Origin of the sequence: Nocardiopsis sp. YSL2 (assembly GCF_030555055.1) — a bacterium.
Taxonomy (GTDB): domain Bacteria; phylum Actinomycetota; class Actinomycetes; order Streptosporangiales; family Streptosporangiaceae; genus Nocardiopsis.
This window is the reverse complement of record NZ_JAMOAO010000001.1, coordinates 4,834,004-4,853,528: the sequence shown is the minus strand read 5'-3', so window position 1 is coordinate 4,853,528 and position 19,525 is coordinate 4,834,004. Positions and strand designations below refer to the sequence as shown.

Annotated in this window: 19 protein-coding genes and 1 pseudogene; 6 read left to right on the top strand and 14 right to left on the bottom strand. The window is 71.4% G+C overall.

Annotation, left to right across the window (positions count from 1 at the left end):
- Positions 1-25: 25 nt before the first annotated feature.
- The 3 genes from M1P99_RS21355 to M1P99_RS21345 form a co-directional block, all read right to left on the bottom strand.
- Positions 26-2,467, bottom strand: coding sequence for an FAD-dependent oxidoreductase (locus M1P99_RS21355; protein ID WP_304454360.1), 2,442 nt, complete (start codon positions 2,465-2,467; stop codon positions 26-28).
- Between the two features lie 229 nt (positions 2,468-2,696).
- Positions 2,697-3,473 (bottom strand): IclR family transcriptional regulator, encoded by a 777-nt coding sequence (locus M1P99_RS21350; RefSeq protein ID WP_304454359.1) that lies wholly within the window; start codon positions 3,471-3,473, stop codon positions 2,697-2,699.
- A 104-nt stretch (positions 3,474-3,577) separates the two neighbouring features.
- The gene (locus tag M1P99_RS21345) at positions 3,578-4,021 is read right to left on the bottom strand and encodes a cupredoxin domain-containing protein (protein WP_304454358.1); all 444 of its coding nucleotides are present in this window, start codon (positions 4,019-4,021) and stop codon (positions 3,578-3,580) included.
- A gap of 229 nt (positions 4,022-4,250) precedes the next feature.
- Here M1P99_RS21345 and M1P99_RS21340 point away from each other — a divergent pair.
- Positions 4,251-4,352, top strand: a pseudogene (locus tag M1P99_RS21340) (DUF2267 domain-containing protein); the annotation flags it as partial.
- Positions 4,353-4,426: 74 nt separating this feature from the next.
- On the opposite strand, the gene M1P99_RS21335 reads toward M1P99_RS21340, so the two are convergent.
- Together M1P99_RS21335 and M1P99_RS21330 are read right to left on the bottom strand one after the other, a co-directional pair.
- Entirely contained in the window at positions 4,427-5,086 is a 660-nt protein-coding gene (locus M1P99_RS21335; RefSeq protein WP_304454357.1) for a dienelactone hydrolase family protein, read from the bottom strand.
- Positions 5,087-5,101: 15 nt separating this feature from the next.
- On the bottom strand, positions 5,102-5,731 hold the full coding sequence (locus M1P99_RS21330) for a phosphoribosyltransferase (RefSeq protein ID WP_304454356.1): 630 nt from the start codon (positions 5,729-5,731) through the stop codon (positions 5,102-5,104).
- Positions 5,732-5,929: 198 nt separating this feature from the next.
- Between M1P99_RS21330 and M1P99_RS21325 the strand changes: the two genes are divergently transcribed.
- Positions 5,930-6,289 carry a VOC family protein gene (locus M1P99_RS21325; protein WP_304454355.1) on the top strand — a complete coding sequence of 120 codons (360 nt, stop codon included), beginning with the start codon at positions 5,930-5,932 and terminating at the stop codon, positions 6,287-6,289.
- Positions 6,290-6,359: 70 nt separating this feature from the next.
- Here the strand turns inward: M1P99_RS21325 and M1P99_RS21320 are convergent, their stop codons facing one another.
- From M1P99_RS21320 to M1P99_RS21295, 6 genes are all read right to left on the bottom strand, one after another.
- Positions 6,360-7,361 (bottom strand): aldo/keto reductase, encoded by a 1,002-nt coding sequence (locus M1P99_RS21320; protein ID WP_304454354.1) that lies wholly within the window; start codon positions 7,359-7,361, stop codon positions 6,360-6,362.
- Positions 7,358-7,669 carry an L-rhamnose mutarotase gene (locus tag M1P99_RS21315; RefSeq protein ID WP_304454353.1) on the bottom strand — a complete coding sequence of 104 codons (312 nt, stop codon included), beginning with the start codon at positions 7,667-7,669 and terminating at the stop codon, positions 7,358-7,360. The genes M1P99_RS21320 and M1P99_RS21315 overlap by 4 nt, the downstream gene beginning before the upstream one ends.
- A gap of 73 nt (positions 7,670-7,742) precedes the next feature.
- Positions 7,743-8,528 (bottom strand): SDR family NAD(P)-dependent oxidoreductase, encoded by a 786-nt coding sequence (locus tag M1P99_RS21310; RefSeq protein ID WP_304454352.1) that lies wholly within the window; start codon positions 8,526-8,528, stop codon positions 7,743-7,745.
- Entirely contained in the window at positions 8,525-9,955 is a 1,431-nt protein-coding gene (locus M1P99_RS21305; protein ID WP_304454351.1) for an enolase C-terminal domain-like protein, read from the bottom strand. Before M1P99_RS21305 ends, M1P99_RS21310 begins: the two co-directional genes overlap by 4 nt.
- Entirely contained in the window at positions 9,952-10,803 is an 852-nt protein-coding gene (locus M1P99_RS21300) for a fumarylacetoacetate hydrolase family protein (protein WP_304454350.1), read from the bottom strand. The genes M1P99_RS21305 and M1P99_RS21300 overlap by 4 nt, the downstream gene beginning before the upstream one ends.
- Before the next feature lie 152 nt (positions 10,804-10,955).
- A complete protein-coding gene (locus tag M1P99_RS21295) occupies positions 10,956-11,711 on the bottom strand; it encodes a FadR/GntR family transcriptional regulator (RefSeq protein WP_304454349.1) in 756 nt (251 codons plus the stop codon).
- 204 nt (positions 11,712-11,915) lie between these two features.
- On the opposite strand from M1P99_RS21295, the gene M1P99_RS21290 reads away from it, so the two are divergent.
- From M1P99_RS21290 to M1P99_RS21275, 4 genes are all read left to right on the top strand, one after another.
- The gene (locus tag M1P99_RS21290) at positions 11,916-12,956 is read left to right on the top strand and encodes a sugar ABC transporter substrate-binding protein (RefSeq protein WP_304454348.1); all 1,041 of its coding nucleotides are present in this window, start codon (positions 11,916-11,918) and stop codon (positions 12,954-12,956) included.
- Between the two features lie 24 nt (positions 12,957-12,980).
- The gene (locus tag M1P99_RS21285) at positions 12,981-14,489 is read left to right on the top strand and encodes a sugar ABC transporter ATP-binding protein (RefSeq protein WP_304454347.1); all 1,509 of its coding nucleotides are present in this window, start codon (positions 12,981-12,983) and stop codon (positions 14,487-14,489) included.
- Entirely contained in the window at positions 14,486-15,526 is a 1,041-nt protein-coding gene (locus M1P99_RS21280) for an ABC transporter permease (protein ID WP_304454346.1), read from the top strand. Before M1P99_RS21285 ends, M1P99_RS21280 begins: the two co-directional genes overlap by 4 nt.
- Positions 15,527-15,636: 110 nt before the next feature.
- The gene (locus M1P99_RS21275; protein WP_304454345.1) at positions 15,637-16,482 is read left to right on the top strand and encodes an amidohydrolase; all 846 of its coding nucleotides are present in this window, start codon (positions 15,637-15,639) and stop codon (positions 16,480-16,482) included.
- A 111-nt stretch (positions 16,483-16,593) separates the two neighbouring features.
- On the opposite strand, the gene M1P99_RS21270 is transcribed toward M1P99_RS21275, so the two are convergent.
- From M1P99_RS21270 to sepF, 3 genes are all read right to left on the bottom strand, one after another.
- Positions 16,594-17,613, bottom strand: a complete 1,020-nt coding sequence (locus tag M1P99_RS21270) for a glutathione S-transferase family protein (protein WP_304454344.1) — start codon at positions 17,611-17,613, stop codon at positions 16,594-16,596.
- Positions 17,614-17,991: 378 nt separating this feature from the next.
- On the bottom strand, positions 17,992-18,879 hold the full coding sequence (locus M1P99_RS21265) for an SLATT domain-containing protein (protein WP_304454343.1): 888 nt from the start codon (positions 18,877-18,879) through the stop codon (positions 17,992-17,994).
- Positions 18,876-19,367: a cell division protein SepF gene (gene sepF, locus M1P99_RS21260; protein WP_304454342.1), complete on the bottom strand. Its 492-nt coding sequence runs from the start codon at positions 19,365-19,367 to the stop codon at positions 18,876-18,878. The genes M1P99_RS21265 and sepF overlap by 4 nt, the downstream gene beginning before the upstream one ends.
- Positions 19,368-19,525 lie beyond the last annotated feature (158 nt).

Sequence of the window (19,525 nt, the reverse complement as noted above, 5' to 3'; positions counted from 1 at the left end):
GGGAGCGGGTGCGCCCCGCGGTGGGTCACACGGTCTCTCCGAGCTCCTGCCGGGCCCGCCGGCCGACGGCGGCCCGGAGGGGTTCGGCCGCCACCGTCGCCGCCACGCGCTCCCCGAAGTACTCGATCTCCACCGCGGTACCGGGGACCGCCACCGCGGCCGGCAGCCACGCGTAGGCGATGTTGCGGCCCACGCTGTGGCCGCGCCCGGCACTGGTGACGTAGCCGACCGCCCGGCCGTCGGCGCGCACGGGCTCCGCCCCCATCACGACCTGCTCGGTGTCGTCACTCAGCAGCCGGGCCAGACGCCGGTCGACCGTGTCGTGCGAGCGCCCGCGCAGTGCCTCACGGCCGTGGAAGTAGCCCTTGTCGACGCGCACCGCCGCGCCCAGCCCAGCCTCGTAGGGGTCGTGCTCGCTGGTCATGTCGACACCCCACACGCGGTGGCCGTGCTCCAGGCGCAGGCTGTCCAGGGCACCGTGCCCGGCCGCCACCAGGCCGTGCCCGGCTCCGGCCTCGACCAGCGTGTCCCACAGCAGCCGCCCCAGGTCGGCGCTGGTGTGCAGTTCCCAGCCGGGCTCGCCCACGGGCGACCGGCGCAGGGCGGTGACCGGGACGCCGCCGACGTAGAGGTCGGCCGCGGACACCTCCGACCGGCCTGGGCCGCGACCGTCCGACCCGGTCAGCGACCGTAACAGGGCCGGGGCGCGCGGACCCCACAGCCCCAGGCAGCAGCTGCCGGGCGTGGTCTCGCGCAGCTGCACGGTCTCGGCCCGGGACAGGTGGCCCCGCAGCCACATCAGGCCGCCCCTCCCGCTCACACCGACGTGGAAGCGCTCCTCCCCCAGCCTGGCCACCGTCAGGTCGCCCCGCATCCCGCCGTCCTCGTCGAGCATGAGTGTGCGTACCACCGTCCCCGTGGCGACGTCGAGCCGGTTGGTGGTCATGGTCTGCAGGAAGTCCAGCGCGTCGGGCCCGGTGACCTCGGCGCGGGTGCGGCCGCTGAGGTCGAACAGGCCCACGCCCTCACGGGTGGCCAGCGCCTCGGCGCCCACGATCGGCGACCAGTGCCGGGCCGCCCACGCGTTGCGCCCGGGGATCCGCGCGACCTGCGGCAGGTCCGCGTTGGACCCGTACCAGCGCGGCACCTCCCACCCGCCCTCCTCCGAGAAGTGGGCCCCCAGCTCGGCCTGGCGTTCGTGGACGGGGCCGCAACGCAGCGGCCGGGGCGGCCCGGACGGTTCCAGCGGGTGGGCGATGTCGCAGACGGCGGAGAACACGGCGGTGCCGCGCCGGCGCACGTAGTCGGGCGAGCGCTGGAGCCGGTCGAACCGGGTGATCTCGCACTCGCGCAGGTCCAGCGAGGGACGGCCGTCGACCAGCCACTCGGCGACGGCGCGCGCCGCACCGGCCGACTGCGGGGTCCCGACCGCCTCGGCGACCCAGAACCCGCCCAGGTCGGGGTGCTCGCCCAGCAGCGGGTTGCCGTCGGGCGTGAACGGGATCAGGCCGTTGACGCCTCGGTCGGCCCCGGCCCCGGACAGGCAGGGCAGCAGCGCCGAGGCGGCCGCCCAGGTCGGGGCGAAGTCCTCGGGGGTGAAGGCCGGTTCGGCGGGCCCGCCGATCTCGTCCGCTCGCCCGGGCGCGCACCGGTGCCGGTAGCCGTCGATACCGAGGCGGTCCGCGTGCCCCTGGACGCAGAACCCGGCCTCGGGGTCGCGCAGCAGGGGCAGGCCCGCCCCCGCGCCGTCGGCGCCCCGGAGCGCGTCGAGCGGGGTCGTCCACACGTACTGGTGGACGGTCGGCACCAGGGGGATGTCCAGGTCGACCATGGCACCCGGCGGCGCACCCCCCAGGCCCGCGCAGGAGACCACGACGTCGGCCCGGAAGGATCCGTGTTCGGTGGTCACGGCCCTGACGCGGCCCGCCCACCTCTCGATGCCGGTGACGCGGTGGTGGGCCAGGAAGCGGGCGCCCCGCCCCATCGCCCTGCGGGCCTGGGCCTCGGTGGCACGGACGGGGACGGCCAGGCCGTCGCCGGGGACGTGGAAGCCGCCGAGCACGGCACCCGGGTCGACCAGGGGGTGCAGTGCGGCGCATTCGTCGGGTGTGGCCAGTGAGCTGTCGATCCCCCAGGAGGTGGCCCAGCCGTGGCGGCGCTTGAGGTCCGCCCAGCGCTGGGGCGTGGTGGCCACCTCCAGCCCGCCGAGGGCGCGGAAGCACCGTTGGCCGTCGAGGGTGAGGGAGGCGTACTTGTCGGCGGTGTAGGCGGCGAAGCGGGTCAGGGTCCGACTGGCGACGGTCTGGAACACCGGTCCGGGCGCGTGCGGGTCCGACCCTCCGGTCGCGAAGAGCGGACCCTGCGCGAGCACGGTGACGTCGGTCCAACCGCGGGAGGCGAGTTCGTCGGCGAGCGCGCAGCCGACGAGGTCCGCGCCGATGATGACCACTCGGGGCTGTCTGACCATGGACGTTCCTCCCGGGGGGTCGAGAAGGCACACTAGTTGCGCATGGTGCATCTCTTCGCGAAATACGCAACGTCTTGGGGTCAATCTGAGGCGCCCGCTCCGGGGCTGTCAAGGGCCCCGTGCCGACTTCTTCGGCGCGCCCGCCACCCGCCGCACACGCGCCGAACCGAGCGGGCGGAGCCCGGAGACCGGACCCCGCCCGCTGACCTGGACACCCCCTGGGCACCCCTCATCGTTCGACGTAGCCGAGCCGGGCCGACAACTCCCGCGCGGCCTCGCTCAGTTCCCGGGTGATCTGGCGCACACGCCGCCGTGAGAGTCGGAAGGAGGGGCCCGAGGCGCTGATCGCCGCGAGGACGGCCCCGTCCGCGCCGCGCACGGGCACGGCCACGGCGTGCAGGCCGGGCTCCAGCTCCTCGAAACAGGTGGCGTACTCGTCCTCGACGATGCTCTGGACCAGGGCGCGCAGCTCCTCGGCGTCGGTGACCGTGTTCGCGGTGAAGGAGTGCAGTTCGCCGGCCAGGATGTCCTCGCGCGGCCCCTCGGGCATCGCGGCCAGCAGGACCTTGCCGCTGGAGGTGGCGTGCAGGGGCGTGCGCTGGCCCGCCCAGTTCTGCGCGGCGATGGCCGAGGTGCCGCGGGCCTGGCAGACGTTCATCGCGCTGCGCCCGTCCAGGACCGCGATGTTGACGGTCTCGCCGAGCTGTTCGGCCAGCGACTCGCACAGCGGCGCACCGAGCCGGGCCACGTCGACCTGCCCGACCACGGCCCCCGCGAAGCGCAGCATGGCCACGCCGAGGGTGAATCGGCCCCGCTCGCCGTCCTGCTCGACGAGGTTCCTGGCCTGGAGGGTGTAGACGAGCCGGGAGGCGGTGGACTTGTGCACGCCCAGATCGGCGGCGATCTCGGTGATGCCGGCCTCGCCCCGGCGCAGCAGGAGTTCGAGTACGGCGATGGCGCGGTCCACCGACTGGACGACCATCGAGTCCTTCGTGGAGTTTCTCATAGAGAAACATTAATCGCTAAACGCAACAAATCGGAAGATGCCCCCGCCCACACCCCGTTCCGGGGCACGCCGACCCGGTGGCCGCCGGCACCGCCGCCCGCCGATCACTCGACGGTGACGACGACCTCCATACCCCGCGCCCGGTGGTCGCCGATCGAGCAGTAGAACGTGTACTCGCCCGGCTCCAGGGACACCGCCCCCTGCGCGCTCTCCCCCGGAGCCGTCACCGGAATCACCTGTTCGTCACCGAGCTCCTCCACGACCAGGTCGTGCTGGACCGTGCCGACGTTCTCGAACTCGACCTCGATCGTCCCGGCGGGCAGGGACGTCGGGATGCCGTCGAAGGTGTACTCGTCGGCGGCGACGCTCAACGGCTCGGCGGCCGAGGTGTCACCCGGTTCCACGGTGTCGACGGGCGGCTGCATCTCCTCGGTCGCCTCGGCCGTCGCCTCCGGCGACGGCTCCTCCGGTCCGGCCTCACCGCCCGCGCAGGACGACAGGCCGAGAGCTGCGGCCACCACCAGGAGCACCAGGGCAGGACGAGACATGGGTACGGTCTCCTTCGACGAACGAGAGCGGATCCCCGGGCCGGTCGCCCCGGGAGCGGACGGATGGCAGGCCGCCCGACCCAGGTCTACCGACAAGGCGCCGCTGCCCGCCGGACCGCCACGCCGTCGGCCCCGCACCGCCCCGGACTCACTCCACCGTCACCGTGGTCTCCATGCCCTGCTCCCGGTGGTCGCCCAGCGAGCAGTAGAAGGTGTACTCACCCCCACCCTCACCACCGTGGCGGAGAACGTGTCGCGAGGCGAGCTCAACAAGCTGCTCAGCCAGCTCCCCTCCGGCTACGCGACCCTGTTCGGCCACCCGGAGCTGAGCGGCTGGCCCCGGGCCCACACCGGTGGTCCGCGCGCGGATCACCGGCGGGCCGTACCGCGCCCGGGCCCGGAGGGTCACTGCCCGTCCGCGCCGAACGTGAGCAGGAACCACTCGGCGGCGGTGTCGGAGACCTCCTCCATCGCTCCGCGCTCCTCGAACAGGTGCGTGGCGTGCGGAACGACATGGATCCGGGTGGGCGCCGAGAGCCGGTCGGCGGCCTCCTGGTTCAACTGCAGGACCTCCGGGTCCGCGCCGCCGACGATGAGCAGCGTCGGCGCCTTCACCAGCTGCAGCGCCTCGGTCCCGGCCAGGTCCGGGCGGCCCCCGCGCGAGACGACCCCGCGGACCCGGTCCGGGCGCTCCGCGGCGCTGCGCAGCGCCGCCGCGGCCCCCGTACTCGCGCCGAACAGCCCGACCGGCAGATCCGCGGTCCCCTCCCTCGTGGCCAACCAGTCCACCGCGCCGGTCAGCCGGCGGGTGAGCAGACCGATGTCGAAGCGCTTCTCCGCGGTGAGCTCGTCGGCACGGCCCTCGGCGGGGGTGAGCAGGTCGAAGAGCAGCGTGGCCATCCCCCGCCGGTGCAGCTCCTCCGCCACGGCCATGTTGCGCGGGCTGTGCCGCGAACTCCCGCTGCCGTGCGCGAAGACCACGATCCCCGACACACCGGGATACGTCGCCAGGTACCCCCCGACCTCCACGCCCGCGGTCGCCACGGTCACGTCCTGCATGGTCATGGTGCCCTCCCCTCGTCAGGACCTCTGAAGGATCCGACGCACCTCCACATCGTCGACCTGGGGGAACCTCTCGTACCAGAGGCTCACGGCCCGGAAGTCGGGCGGCGTGGACAGGCACACCACCCGGTCGCACAACTCCTCCAGCGCCGCCACCGCGTCCGGCGCCCCCACGGGCACCGCCAGGACGACCGAGGCGGCGGCCGCGCGTTCGCGCACCTCGGTGACGGCGGCCCGGGCGCTCATGCCCGTGGCCAGGCCGTCATCGACCACGATGACGTCACGGCCCTCGATCTCCGGCTCCGGCGCGCCCCCGCGGTAGGCCGCCACCCGCCGCCGCGCCTCGGCCTGCGCGTTGGCCACCCGGTCCGCCAGATCGCCCTCGGTGATCCCCAGCGCGACCAGCGCACCCTTGTCGAACAGGGGCGGCCCCTCGGCCGTGGTGGCGCCGATCGCCGCCTCCGGGTTGCCGGGAGCGCCGATCTTGCGGACCACGATCACGTCCAGCGGCGCTCCCAGCACCTCGGCGACGTGTTCGGCCACGGGCAGCCCGCCGCGTGGCAGCGCCAGCACCAGCGGTCGCTCCGGCTCCAGCGCGGCCACCGCTCCGGCCAGCCGCTCACCGGCCTGTCTGCGGTCTCGGAACACCGTCCTCACCCCATTCGCCGTCGGCGCACGACGACCGGCGCGGGCCGGGCCGTGCCGTACCGCCCCGTCAGGACGGATCAGTGTCGTGCACGAGCCCTCACCAACGCGCTACCCGAACCTCACCCGCGCACACCTGACCTCCGGGACGCGCCCCCGCCCCGGCCCCGTCTGTCACGGGCACCGGGCAGCATGCTCCCCATGAGCGAACACCGGCACCACGCCATCGACTACATCGAGATCGCGGCCACCGACCTGGAGCGGGCCAAGCGCTTCTACGCCGACGCCTTCGGCTGGCGCTTCACCGACTACGGCCCCGAGTACGCGGGGATCCAGAGCCCGACCGGCGCCCCGGAGGCGGGCGGACTCACCACGTTCGGCGAGGTCCGCGCCGGGGGCCCGTTCGTCCTGCTGTACTCGACCGACCTGGACCGGTCCGTCGAGGCCGTACGCGCCGCCGGCGGCGAGGTGGTCGACGGACCCTACGGGTTCCCCGGCGGCCGCCGCTTCCACTTCACCGACCCCAGCGGCAACGAGCTGGGCGTGTGGTCTCCCGCCTGAACGCGGGGCGGCCCGACCGGTTCCGCCTTCGGGATCCGGTCGGGCCGCCACACGTGCGCGGGTGCGCCCCCTACGGCGCGGGCGCGCCGGGTGCCGGAACGGCACCGGGGTCGAGCAGGCCCTCCTCGGCCAGCTCCGACCACAGCGCGGTCGGCACCGGACGCGCCGCCAGCGCGGCGTTGCGCCGGACCTGGTCGGCCGAGCGCATGCCCAGGACCACACTGGCCACGGCCGGATGGGCCCCGGTGAAGGCGATCGCGGCCTGGGGCAGGCTCACCCCGTGGCGGCGGGCGGTCGCCGCGATGCGCAGGGCCCGCCCGCGCAGGGCGTCGGGGGCGGGGCGGTAGTCGTAGGTGGCCTCCTCGGGCGGGTGGTCGTGGGCCAGGAGCCCGCTGTTGAACACGCCCCCGGCCAGGACGGCGACGCCGCGCTCCGCACAGGTGTCGAGCAGGGCGTTCGCGGACTGTTCGAGCAGGGTGTGCCGCCCGGCCAGCAGAACGGCGTCGACGTCGGTCTCGGTGGCGAAGCGCTCCAGCATGGCGGCCTGGTTCATGCCCGCGCCGATCGCGCCCACCACCCCCTGGGAGCGCAGGTCGTGCAGGGCCGGATAGGCCTCTTCCAGGGCCTGGCGCCCGTGGTCGTCGGGGTCGTGGATGAGCACCAGGTCGACGCGGTCCAGCCCCAGGCGCTCCAGGCTGCCCTCCAGTGAGCGCCGTACACCGTCCGCGCTGAAGTCCCAGCGCCGGGTGTGCGTGGCGGGGACGTCGAATCCCTGGTCGTCGCGCTCATGGGCACGCTCGGGGGTGGGTTCGAGGATCCGGCCGACCTTGGTGGACAGGGTGTAGCCGTCGCGCGGCAGGTCGGCCAGGGCGCGGCCCAGGCGGCGCTCCGACAGGCCGAGCCCGTAGTGCGGCGCCGTGTCGAACAGGCGCACACCCGCCTCCCACGCCGCGCGGACCGCCTCGGACGCGGTGTCGTCGTCCACCGCCCGGAAGAGGTTGCCCAGCGGCGCGCCGCCGAAGCCGAGTGCGGTGAAGCGCACGGGCGAGCGGCCCGGAGTCGTGGCCGTCATGGCAGCTCCCAGACCAGGGGGATACCGCCGTCGTGGCCGGAGTAGTCGTCCTCGACCTCCAGGAGTTCGGCCATGCGCGCCTGCCAGGGCACGTTCTCGGGGTGGTCGCGCAGGGCGCGGCGCATGGCCTGGTAGTCCTCGACGTCGACGACGTGGAAGAGGTCGCGGCCGTCCCGCCAGATCCGCCAGCCGTGCACTCCGGCCCGCCGGATCGCGGTTTCCAGTCCAGGCGGGATGGTCGCGTGGACCCGGTCGTAGTCGGCCTCCCGTCCGGGTTTGAGTCGGGTGTGCAGGGCGACGCGTTCCATCGGCTGTCCCTTCGGCGGTGCGGCGGTGTGCGGGGGTTCTGGGTCGGATCCTGGAGCGCGGGTGCCCGTCGCCTCATCGCCGGGCCGGGCGCAGCCCGTGCATGCCGCCGTCCACGGCCAGAGCGGTTCCGGTCGTGGCCCCCGAGGAGGGCGCGGCCAGGTAGGCGACGGCCTGGGCGACCTCGTCGGCGCTGACGAGGCGGCCGGTGGGCTGGCGTGCCTCCAGGGCCGCGCGCTCGGCCTCGGGGTCGTCCGCGGCGTCGAGCAGGCGCCCGACCCAGGGCGTGTCCACGGTTCCGGGGTTGACGCAGGTGACGCGGATGCCCTCAGCGACGTGGTCGGCCGCCATGGCCAGGGTCAGTGAGGCGATCGCGCCCTTGCTCGCCGAGTAGAGCGCGCGTCGGGGCAGCCCGGCGGTCGCGGCGATGCTGCACGTGTTGACGACGGCCGCGCCGCGCCCGCGCCCGGCCTCGCGCAGGTGGGGCAGCGCGGCCCGCACCGTGCGCACGGTTCCCAGGACGTTGATGTCCAGGACCCGGTGCCACTCGGCGTCGTCGTTGTCGGCGACCGTGCCCTGGGCGCCGATACCGGCGTTGTTCACCAGCACGTCCAGCCCGCCCAAGTGGGCGACGGCGGCGGTGACCGCGGAGAGGACCGAAGCGTCGTCGCCCACGTCGCCGTGCACGCCGAACCGGCGTCCGTGCCCCTCCCCGTCCTCGGCCCTGACCCCGCCGGGCGGAACCGTCAGATCGAGCCCGACGACCGTGGCGCCGCGCTCGGCGAGCAGGCGCGCGGTGGCCAGGCCGATTCCCGAGGACGCGCCCGTGACGAGGGCGCGTACGTCCGTGAAGTCCGTCATGGCCGCTCCTTGCCGAGGTCGTCGTCGCGCCAGGCGTCGCCGTGGGGGAAGGCGTACCGGTGCAGGGACTCGTCCCGCATCCGCGTACTCATCCCCGGCGCCGAGGGCGCCAGGTACCGTCCCGCCTCGATCCGGACGGGGTCGGTGAAGTGCTCGTGGAGGTGGTCGACGTACTCGATCGACCGGCCCCGCAGATCACCGCTGACGGCGACGTAGTCGAACATCGCCAGGTGCTGCACCGCCTCGCACAGGCCCACGCCGCCCGCGTGCGGGCACACGGGGACGCCGAACTTCGCCGCGAGCAGGAGGATGGCGACGTTCTCGGCGACACCGCCCACCCGGCAGGCGTCGAGTTGGAGCACGTCGATCGCCCCGGCCTGGAGCAGCTGCTTGAACACCACCCGGTTCTGTACGTGCTCGCCGGTGGCCACCGGGACGGGGCTGATCCCCGCACGGATGGCGGCGTGGCCGAGGATGTCGTCGGGCGAGGTGGGCTCCTCGATCCAGTACGGGTCGAACGGGGCCAGCTCCCGCATCCAGGCCACGGCCTGGTCGACGTCCCAGCGCTGGTTGGCGTCCACCGCGATGCGGAAGTCCGGCCCCAGCGCCTGGCGGGCCAGGCGCATGCGGCGCACGTCGTCGTCGAGATCGCCGCCGACCTTGAGCTTGATCTGGTCGAAGCCCTCGGCCGCCGCCTCCTCGGACAGGCGCACCAGGCGCTCGTCGGAGTAGCCCAGCCAGCCGGGGGTGGTGGTGTAGGCGGGGTAGCCCTCGCGCAGCAGTTCCTCGGTCCGTCGGGCACGGCCGGGCTCGGCCGCGCGCAGGATCTCCACGGCCTCGTCCCGGGTCAGCGCGTCGGACAGGTAGCGCCAGTCGACGAGGTCGGCGAGGGCCTCGGGGGCCATCTCCGCCAGCAGGCGCCAGAGCGGTTTGCCGACGGCCCTGCCCGCCAGGTCGAAGGCGGCGTTGACCAGCGCCGCGACGGCCATGTGGACCACGCCCTTCTCCGGGCCCAGCCAGCGCAGCTGCGAGTCGGAGGTCAGGCGGCGGGCGAAGGCGCCCAGGTCACCGACGACCTCGGCGACCGGCAGGCCCACGACGAGGGGGACGTGGGCCTGGATCGCGGCCGCGCACACCTCGTTGCCCCGCCCGATGGTGAAGGCGAAGCCGTGCCCCTCGGGGCCGTGGTCGGTGGTCAGTACGACGTAGGCCGCGGAGTAGTCGGGGTCGGGGTTCATCGCGTCGGAGCCGTCGAGCTCCCGGGAGGTCGGGAAGCGCACGTCGTGGACGCGGACACCGGTGATGCGCGCACCGGTGCCCGGCCCTTCGGAGGCGGGGTCCGCGCTCGTGGGGAGGGGCTGCTCGGGGACCGGTCCGGCCGGGGCCCCGCCGGGCGCGGCGGAGCCGGGGCGGGCCGCGGGCTTCACGCCTGCCCCATCTTCTGGCGCTGGCGGCCGAGGCCGGTGATCTCCAGCTCCACCGTGTCGCCCTGGCGCAGGTAGGGCTGGCCCGGGCGGCCCAAGGCCACCCCGGCGGGGGTGCCGGTGTTGACGACGTCGCCGGGTTCGAGCACGGTGAACTGGCTCAGGTACCACACGAGGTGGTGGACCCCGAAGACCATGTCGCCGGTGTGGCCGTCCTGGACCAGCTCGCCGTTGACCCACAGCCGCAGCGCCAGGTCCTGCGGATCGCCGACCTCGTCGGGGGTGACCAGCCACGGCCCCAGCGGGTTGAACGTCTCGCACGACTTCCCCTTGACCCACTGGCCGCCGCGCTCCAGCTGGAACTCGCGTTCGGAGACGTCGTTGGAGACGGCGTAGCCGGCGATGACCCCGGCCGCGTCCGCCGGGGAGTCCAGGTACCGGGCGGTGCCGCCCAGGACCACGGCCAGTTCGACCTCGTAGTCGGTCTTGGTGCTGCCGCGGGGGATGAGGACCTCGTCCTCCGGTCCGACGACCGTGTTCGGCGCCTTGGTGAACACCACCGGTTCCGCGGGCGGTTCGACTCCGCTCTCGGCCGCGTGGGCGGCGTAGTTCAGCCCGATGCACACGACCTGGCCAGGGCGGGCCACCGGGGCGCCCACCCGCAGGTCCGGCGCGTCCAGGCGCTCCAGGCGTCCCGCGTCGAGGGCGTCGCGGGCCCGGTCGGGACCGGCTCCGGCGAGGAAGGCGCCGTCGATGTCGTCGGTGAGGGGGGACAGGTCGAACAGTGCTCCATCGGGGGCGAGCACGGCGGGACGTTCGGCCCGGGCCGGGCCGACGCGCAAGAACCGCACGATCACACACCTTTCACCTAGTGGTCGGACCATGTGGTCCAACGAGGCAGTCTCAGCACAAAGAAAGCCGATAATCTGGGCGTTTCTTGTCTGAGTCAGACCATATTGTCCGACCAATCTAGGTTCGGTTCACAGGAGTGTCAAGGGCTCGATCACCGGCCGGCGGCGGCACCCCGGCCGCCGGAAGCCCCCGGCCCGCCGTCGGCGTCACGGACGCGCAGCCAGGCCTCCACCTCCAACACGTGCGCGGCCGCGGCGGTGTGCGCGGCCTGCGGATCGCGCCTGTCCAGGGCCTGGTAGATGCGCTCGTGGTCGCTGTGCAGGCGCCCGAGCACCCCCTCGTCCTCGTGCCCGCGCCAGACGCGGGCGCGGAAGGTCCGCGAGGACAGCCCGTCGAGCACGGCCGCCAGGGTGGCGTTGCCCGCGGCCGCCACGATCGACCGGTGGAAGTCGCGGTCCGCGCTGACCATCTCCTCCACGGTCTGGCCCTCACCGATGCGGTCGAGGTGGCGGCGCACCTCGGCCAGCTCCTCGCCGGTGATGCGGGCGGCCGCGGTCGCGGTCGCGTGCGCCTCCAGGATCCGGCGGATCTGGAGGATCTCGACCAGGGTCTGACCACGGGAGATCTCGGCGACCACGCCGAAGGTCTCCAGCAGGTCGCTGGGGCGCAGGCCGGTGACGTAGACCCCCGCGCCGTGCCGGATCTCCAGCACCCCCATGATCGTCAGGGCCCGGATCGCCTCACGCATCGAGCTGCGCGAGAGCCCGAGGGTGGCGGCGAACTCCCGCTCGGTGGGCAGGCGTTCGCCGGGGCGCAGCTCGCCCTCGGCGATCATCGCCTTGACCTGGTCGATCGCCCGCTGGGTCACCGAGGTCCGCGCGGTGGTTCGCTCGCTGCTGGTGGACATGGGGTGGGAGCTCCTCGTCATGCGGTTTCTTGACACGGCAGAACGCGCCGAGTACAACAGATCATACCAAAGGCTAGATTTCGTGACCCAGATCACCGCAAAACCGGCACATTTTCGGCTTTTTATCGGATGATCTGACTCTCTGGTCCGACAATCTTTCTCTCTGCTTCCTCGACACCCCTTCTCCCCCAAGGAGCTCCCCCCATGCCCCCGAAGAACGCCGTGCGCTGGGGCGCGCTGGTCGCCTCGCTCGCTCTGGCCACCGGCTGCGGAACCACCGACGACCTCGGCCCCGGAGCGGCCGCCGAAGGCGAACAGGTCGGCGTCGTCCTGCCGATGCTCACCTCGCCGTTCTGGCAGTCCTACAACTCCTACGTCCCCGCGATGGCCGAGGAGCTGGACGTGGACGCCCTGCCCACCGTCAACTCCGACGGCGACGCCGCGCAGCAGACCACCGACATGGACACCCTGATCAACCAGGGGGTCGCCGGCCTGGTCGTCTCCCCGCTGGACAGCGCCGCCATCGCCACCGGGCTCGAACGGGCCGCGGACCGCGAGGTCCCCGTCGTGGCCGTCGACGTCGCCCCCGAGAGCGGCGAGGTCTTCATGGTCGTGCGAGCCGACAACCGCGGCTACGGGCTGGAGGCCTGCCGCTACCTGGGCGAGGAGATCGGCGAGGGCAAGGTCGTCCAGATCCAGGGCGACCTGGCCTCCGTCAACGGCCGCGACCGCTCCGAGGCCTTCCAGGAGTGCGTGGACGAGGAGCACCCCGGCTTGGAGGTCCTCAACATCCCGGCCGACTGGGAGGGCGACAAGGCCGCCAGCCAGCTCGACGCCCTCCTCAACGACAACCCCGACATCGAGGGCATCTACATGCAGGCGGGCGGCGTCTACCTCGCCCCCACCCTGCAGACCCTGCGGAGCAAGGGCATGCTGCACGAGGCCGGGGAGGACGGACACATCACCATCGTGTCCAACGACGGCATCCCCCAGGAGCTGCAGGCGATCCGCGACGGTGAGATCGACGCGACGCTGTCCCAGCCCGCCGACGACTACGCCCGCTACGGCCTCCACTACATCCGGGCCGCGCTGGCCGGGGAGACCTTCGAGCCCGGGCCCACCGACCACGGCAGCGAGATCGTCGAGCTCGACAACGGCCTCCTGGAGGACCAGCTCCCCACCCCGCTGGTGACCATCGACAACGTCGACGACCCCGAGCTGTGGGGCAACAGCGTCGCGGACTGACCCTTCCTATCCCGAGGACACCTCATGACCACCGCACACGACCCCCCGCCCCTGGCGGAAGCGGTCGGAGTGGGCCGCCGGTTCGGGTCCACGACCGCACTGCACGAGGTCGACCTGACCGTGCACCCCGGACGCTCGCACGCCCTGGTGGGCCGCAACGGCGCCGGCAAGTCCACCCTGGTCTCGATCCTGACCGGTCTCTCCGCGCCCGACACCGGGCACGTCCGCTTCCAGGGCGGGCCGGCACCCGCCCTGGCGGACCGGGAGGGCTGGCGCACCAAGGTGGCGTGCGTCTACCAGCGCTCGACCGCCGTCGCCCACCTGACGGTGGCCGAGAACCTCTTCGTCCACCGCCAGCCCCTCAACAGGCTCGGCCTGATCGACTGGCGGCGCATGCGCCGCACGGCCCGCGACCTCCTGGACCAGTGGGGCGTGCACGTGGACGTGGACCGCCAGGTCCGCGACCTGGGCGTGGAGGACCGCCAGCTGGTGGAGATCGCCCGCGCCCTGTCCCACGGCGCCCGGTTCGTGGTGCTGGACGAGCCCACCGCCCAGCTGGACAAGGCCGGGATCGACCGGCTCTTCACCCGCATGCGGGACCTGCAGGACAGGGGTGTGACGTTCCTGTACATCTCCCACCACCTCCAGGAGGTGTACGAGGTGTGCCAGGACGTCACCGTCCTGCGCGACGCCCGACACATCGTCACCGCGCCGGTCGCCGACCTGCCCCGGTCCGCGCTGATCGAGGCGATGACCGGAACCGCCGAGGAACTCACCGAGGGCGTGCCCGAACCCCGGGTATCCCCGACCGCGCCGCCCCGGCTGGAGGTGCTCGGCCTGAGCGGTGACGGCTTCGAGGGCGTGGACCTGACCGTGCGCTCCGGAGAGGTCGTGGGCCTGGCGGGCAGCAGCGCCAGCGGGAAGGCCGAGTTGGCCGAGACCCTGGTGGGGCTGCGCGCGGCCGCCGCCGGGACCGTCGCGGTCGACGGCACGGCGCACCCCACCGGGGACGTCCCCACCGCTCTGGCCGCGGGTATCGGATGCGTGCCCCGTGACCGCCACCACCAGGGCCTGGTGCCGGAACTGACGGTGGGCGAGAACGCCACGCTGACCATCGGCGACCGGCTCGGCCCGGCCGGGTTCGTCCGCCCCGACCGGCGGCGCGCCTTCGGCCGCCGCATGATCACCGACCTGGACATCCGGACCCAGGGGACCGACCAGTCCGTCAGCGCGCTGTCGGGCGGCAACCAGCAGAAGGTCGTCATGGCCCGGGCCCTGGCCACCCGTCCGCGCGTCCTGGTGCTCCTCAACCCGACCGCGGGAGTCGACGTGAAGTCCAAGGAGGCCCTCCTCGGCGTCATCGACTCCGTCAGGGAGGAGGGCACCGCCGTGCTCGTGGTCTCCGACGAGCTGGACGACCTGCGCCGCTGCGACCGGGTCGTCGTCCTGTTCCACGGCGAGGCCGTCGCCGAACACCCGGCCGGGTGGCGCGACGCCGACCTGGTCGCCTCGATCGAAGGAGTACACGCGTGACCATCGAGAACGTGACCCGACCACGGCACGAGGCCGCGCAGGACGCGGGCGGCGGGCGCGGATCGATCGTGCGCCGCGTCCTGGTGGAGCGGCTGCGGGAGCTGGCGCTGGTGCCCGCCCTGCTGGCCCTGCTCGTCGTGGGGTCGTTCACCAGCCCGAACTTCCTCAGCCAGGCCAACCTCATCAGCATCGTGGCGGCCTCCAGCGCGCTGGCGATGATGGTGCTGGCCGAGTCGCTCATCCTCATCACCGGCAAGTTCGACCTGTCCATCGAGTCCAACGTCGGCCTGGCGCCCGCGATCGGCGCGATGCTGGTGCTGCCCGCGGCCTCCGCCGGATTCGGCACCGAGCTGACCGCCGCGCTCGGCCTGGGCACCACGGTGGCGCTCGGTGCGATCCTGGGCCTGGTCAACGGGCTGCTCGTGGTGAAGCTGAGGCTCAACGCGTTCATCGTGACGCTGGCGATGCTCATCGTGCTGCGCGGCCTGCACGTGGGGCTGAGCGAGGGGCGCACGCTCTTCGACATGCCCGACGCGTTCTTCGCCATCACCACGACCACGTTCCTGGGCGTGCCGGCGTCGGTGTGGGTGGCACTGGTCGCCTACGCGATCGCCGGCCTCCTGCTGAAGTACCACCGCCTGGGCCGGTCGCTGTACGCGATCGGCGGCAACCCCGAAGCGGCGCGCGCCGCCGGGATCCGCGTGGAGCGCACCATCATCTGCGTGTACGCGGTCGGCGGGACGCTCGCCTCGATCGGCGGGCTCATGCTCACCGGCTACGTCGGCGCGATCAGCGCCAACCAGGGCGCCGACATGATCTTCACCGTCTTCGCCGCGGCCGTCATCGGCGGGATCAGCCTGGACGGTGGACGCGGCACCATGTTCGGCGCGCTCTCGGGCGTACTCCTGCTCGGCGTGGTGACGAACCTGCTCACGCTGGCCCAGGTGTCGTCGTTCTGGATCCAGGCGGTCCAGGGCGCGATCATCCTGTTCGCCCTGATGATCGCCCGCCTGACCACGGGCCGGGCCCAGGACTAGGGCGTGTGCGGTGGAGGCCGCCCGGGAGGGGTCTCCACCGACCGCGACCTCGGCCCCAGTGAGCCGGAAGGCCAGACGAACCAGGCGACTCCGACCGAAAGGACACCTCCGTGCGAGTGGACGCGCACCACCACCTGTGGGACACCTCCGAGCGGGAGTACCCGCGCCTGTCCGGGCCGGGGACCGAACCGCTGTGGGGCCGGTTCGACACCGGCCGGCTCGAAGCCCTCGCCCGCCGCGAGGGCTTCGGGGCGACGGTGGTCGTGGAGGCCGCCACGGACCTGCGCGAGACACGGGACCTGCTGTCGGCCTGCGCCGGGAGCACTCTGATCGCGGGTGTGGTCGGGTGGGTGGACCTGACCGACCCCGGGGTGCACGACGTCCTGGCCGAGCTGGCCGAGGGCCCGGGCGAGCTGGTGGCGGTGCGCCACCCCGCCGAGATCGAACCGGACCCCGACTGGCTCCTGCGCCCCGAGGTGCTGCGCGGGATCGCCGCCGCGGGGGCCGCCGGGCTGGCCTTCGACCTGCTGGTCACCCCCGCGCAGCTGCCCGCCGCCGAAGCCGCGGCGCGCTCCCTGCCCGAGGTCCGCTTCGTCCTCGACCACCTCGGCAAGCCGCCGATCGCCGGCGCGCCCTCGCCCGACGACTCCCCCTGGGCCGCCCGCACGGCCGCGCTCGCCCGACTGCCCCACGTGTCGGCGAAGCTGTCCGGCCTGGTCACCGAGGCCGACTGGACCCGTTGGCGGCCCGAACACCTGGCGCCGTACGTCCACCGCGCCCTCGACCTGTTCGGCCCGGACCGGTTGATGTTCGGCTCCGACTGGCCCGTGTGCACGCTCGCAGCGGACCACTCCGCCGTGGTCCGCACCGCCGAGGACCTGCTGGCGGGCCTCTCCCCCACCGAGACCGACCAGGTCATGGGCGGCACCGCCCGGCAGTGGTACCGGCTGGACTGACGGCGCGCCCACGCGGACGCGCCGGAACCGGAAGCGCACGGGGGCGGCCGCGACCGGCCAGCCGACCGGAGGAGGACGGCCCGTTCCGGCCGCGGGCCCGGGGTTCCCCCGTCAGGCCGGAGCGGGGACGCGTTCGCCGACCGGGACCGGGCCCGGCGAGGTGCCGGCCCGGAAGGGGGTGCCGCTCAGTTCCTCACGCCCGTGGGCGGCCAGCCACAGGCGGGGGTCGGGCCCGGCCGCGACCACCCGCGTCGGATTGATGGCCGTGTGGACGAAGTAGTAGTGCACACGGATGTGGTCGAAGTGCGTCGTGTCGCCGAACCCGGGTGTCTGGAACAGATCGCGGGCATAGGCCCACAGCGCCGGGTACTCCGCGAGCTTGCGCACGTTGCACTTGAAGTGGCCGTGGTAGACGGCGTCGAAGCGCACCAGGGTCGTGAAGAGCCTGATGTCGGCCATGGTGATGGCGTCACCGACGAGGTAGCGGCGCGAGGTGAGGCGTTCCTCCAGAGCGTCGAGCCTGCGGAACACTCCGGCCACCGCCCGGTCGTAGCGCTTCTGGTCGGGCGCGAACCCGGAGCGGTAGACGCCGTTGTTGAGGTCCCGGTAGATCTCCGTACCCAGGGACTCGATCTCGTCGCGCAGCGCGGAAGGGTACAGGTCGGGAGCGCCGTCCCGTACCAGGCCGCCCCATTCGGTGGCCATGTCGAGGGAGAGCCGGTCGTAGTCGTTGGAGACCAGGTGCCCGCTGGCGGTGTCGACCAGCCCCGGCACGCTGACGCCTCCGGTGTAGCCGGGATCGCGTGCGAGGTAGGCCTCGCGCAGGGCGTGGATGCCCAGGACCGGGTCCTTGCCCCCGGGGCTGCCGGTCTCCTCGGTGAACACCCAGTGGGGGTCGCCGTCGATGATCTCCTGACGGGGGTCGGTGACGGCCAGCGAGACCGCCTCCTCCAGACCCATGAGGCGGCGGACGATGACGACCCGGTGCGCCCAGGGGCAGGCCCGGTTGATGACCAGCCGGTACCGCCCGGGCTCGGCGGTCCGGTCGAACCGTCCGTCCGCGGTCACCCTGTCGGCGAACGCCGCCGGGTCCCGCGTGATCTCCTCGGTGGGGATCTGGTTGGCCCTCATCCCTGGCTCCCTCCGGTACGGCCGGCACCCGGTGCCGGCCGGGCCATGCTATCGACCCCGCCCCGCCGGACCGGGCCGACGCGGACCCGGCGGCCATCCGAGCACCGGTCCGGAAGCGCAGAAAAGGGCCCGCCGTCCGGCGGACCCTTCATGAACTGCTGTTCCTCTGTCGGGACGGCGGGATTTGAACCCACGACCCCTTGACCCCCAGTCACGCACAGCGTGGCCACCAGGGGTCATCGAAGGTCACCAACCACAAGAAACCCCAGGCCAGGGAGCAACGCCCGGCCACCAGAGGACGGGAACGGTCAAAGAGGGGCGCCCCCGGGCGCCCCTCTCCCAACCCCACCTCCACCCCCCTGATACAAGCAAGGCAATCTACTCGCCAGCGCCACGGGACTCCGGAGGCTGCTCAAGGTTTTGCTGACGCTTCTTCTGTTCAGATTTCAAACGGTGAACCTCAGCAACAAATTCCTCCAGACACTTATCCTCCCCTTCAATATGCTTATACCGGCCAACGCCAATCTCCACAGCCTCCCATTCGCTTTCAATTGCATCCGCAGTTTGCTGGAGATAGAAACTACGCTCTTTATACTTATAGTAACCCATAAATCCACTAGAAACACCAACAGCAAAGGTAATTCCCAAGACAACCCAACGGAATATCTCTACCTGCCCAGCCAACCCGGCAACACCCGTCGCAGCAAGGGATCCAACAATAACCACGCCCTGAAGAATGTTATTAAATCGGCGATACCACCGACTTTCCGAGCGCAGCTGATCGATATCAGCATAGGCGTCTTCCTTATAAGCAACTCTGCGCACTTTCGAAGGAACATCTTTATTGGCGACCGCCAACTTTCTCTCATCCCTGAGCTGAGCCAGCCTCAACTCTAGGGCCCCTTCTGTTGGGCGGCGATCATCACTGTTGATCAACCTGTTAAACCATTGCGCGACAGGGTTTCCGTAGCCAGACACACCTTCGCCACCCTGCGGAATTCCACCAGGAGTCCTTTTGAGATAGAAGGAAGCTAAGGCAAAAAGAAATGCCACGGGGATTGCAGGGAAGTACACGGCTCGCCTAACTTCATCCGAAATCAAGGGAATCCAATATATCACATATAGAAGAAGCCCAAAAATTGGCCCCATCGCCAGTGAAACATTAGACCAAACCCTTCTCCTTCGCGCAACATTCAAGCTAAGTTCCTTCTGCCTGATCTTATGATTCAGGTGGAGGATGTCATTCGCTTCGCCAACTTCACTCACAGGGAGCCCCCTATATCAAATCGCTGATCCGGTGGAGCAAGCATTATAACCTGGTCAGTCACTCGATAAATCCAACCCCTTGAAACAACCGCCATCCCACTACAAAAGTCAACCAAGCGAGCAGCTTGACGAGGGCTCATCTTACCCAGATCAATCGAAATTACTTTTCCACCACGAAACTGCATGGAGATCTCGTTCACTGCGGCTTGATACTCCCGCGGGGAATGCCTCATCACTTTCCCTAGTCGAACATCCGGTTCCTGGCCAAGCACAGCGCTGTAGGCATTCATTATCTCAGCAGATTTGAGAGAATCCTCAAGTTCCCCGGGAGAATCAAAGACAGTCTGGAGAACTTCGCTCGATTTATTTGAACTTTCTCTTTTTTGGGTTGCATAAAATGCAAAAATTGCAACCAAAAACGTCAAGGTTGTTGCCAGAACTAAAAACCAGGACGAAGCAGAACTAATCTCCAAAGAATCGGCATTCACGTGATTACTCTAGCGCATAAAGCACGCTACAGCACAACGCAATCGAGAGGGACCTTGATGAGACTTTAAAGCCTCATGTCAGGCAACCCATCGGCCAAGGCCCAACTTTCTCTGAGCAGGGAAAACGCACTCGCGAGGGTGCGCCTGCCATACGGGCT

Excerpts from the sequence above, each read along its gene's own strand:
- M1P99_RS21355 (WP_304454360.1), bottom strand. The coding sequence starts at position 2,467 with ATGGTCAGACAGCCCCGAGTGGTCATCATCGGCGCGGACCTCGTCGGC.
- M1P99_RS21350 (WP_304454359.1), bottom strand. The coding sequence starts at position 3,473 with ATGAGAAACTCCACGAAGGACTCGATGGTCGTCCAGTCGGTGGACCGC.
- M1P99_RS21345 (WP_304454358.1), bottom strand. The coding sequence starts at position 4,021 with ATGTCTCGTCCTGCCCTGGTGCTCCTGGTGGTGGCCGCAGCTCTCGGC.
- M1P99_RS21335 (WP_304454357.1), bottom strand. The coding sequence starts at position 5,086 with ATGACCATGCAGGACGTGACCGTGGCGACCGCGGGCGTGGAGGTCGGG.
- M1P99_RS21325 (WP_304454355.1), top strand. The coding sequence starts at position 5,930 with ATGAGCGAACACCGGCACCACGCCATCGACTACATCGAGATCGCGGCC.
- M1P99_RS21320 (WP_304454354.1), bottom strand. The coding sequence starts at position 7,361 with ATGACGGCCACGACTCCGGGCCGCTCGCCCGTGCGCTTCACCGCACTC.
- M1P99_RS21315 (WP_304454353.1), bottom strand. The coding sequence starts at position 7,669 with ATGGAACGCGTCGCCCTGCACACCCGACTCAAACCCGGACGGGAGGCC.
- M1P99_RS21310 (WP_304454352.1), bottom strand. The coding sequence starts at position 8,528 with ATGACGGACTTCACGGACGTACGCGCCCTCGTCACGGGCGCGTCCTCG.
- M1P99_RS21295 (WP_304454349.1), bottom strand. The coding sequence starts at position 11,711 with ATGTCCACCAGCAGCGAGCGAACCACCGCGCGGACCTCGGTGACCCAG.
- M1P99_RS21290 (WP_304454348.1), top strand. The coding sequence starts at position 11,916 with ATGCCCCCGAAGAACGCCGTGCGCTGGGGCGCGCTGGTCGCCTCGCTC.
- M1P99_RS21285 (WP_304454347.1), top strand. The coding sequence starts at position 12,981 with ATGACCACCGCACACGACCCCCCGCCCCTGGCGGAAGCGGTCGGAGTG.
- M1P99_RS21270 (WP_304454344.1), bottom strand. The coding sequence starts at position 17,613 with ATGAGGGCCAACCAGATCCCCACCGAGGAGATCACGCGGGACCCGGCG.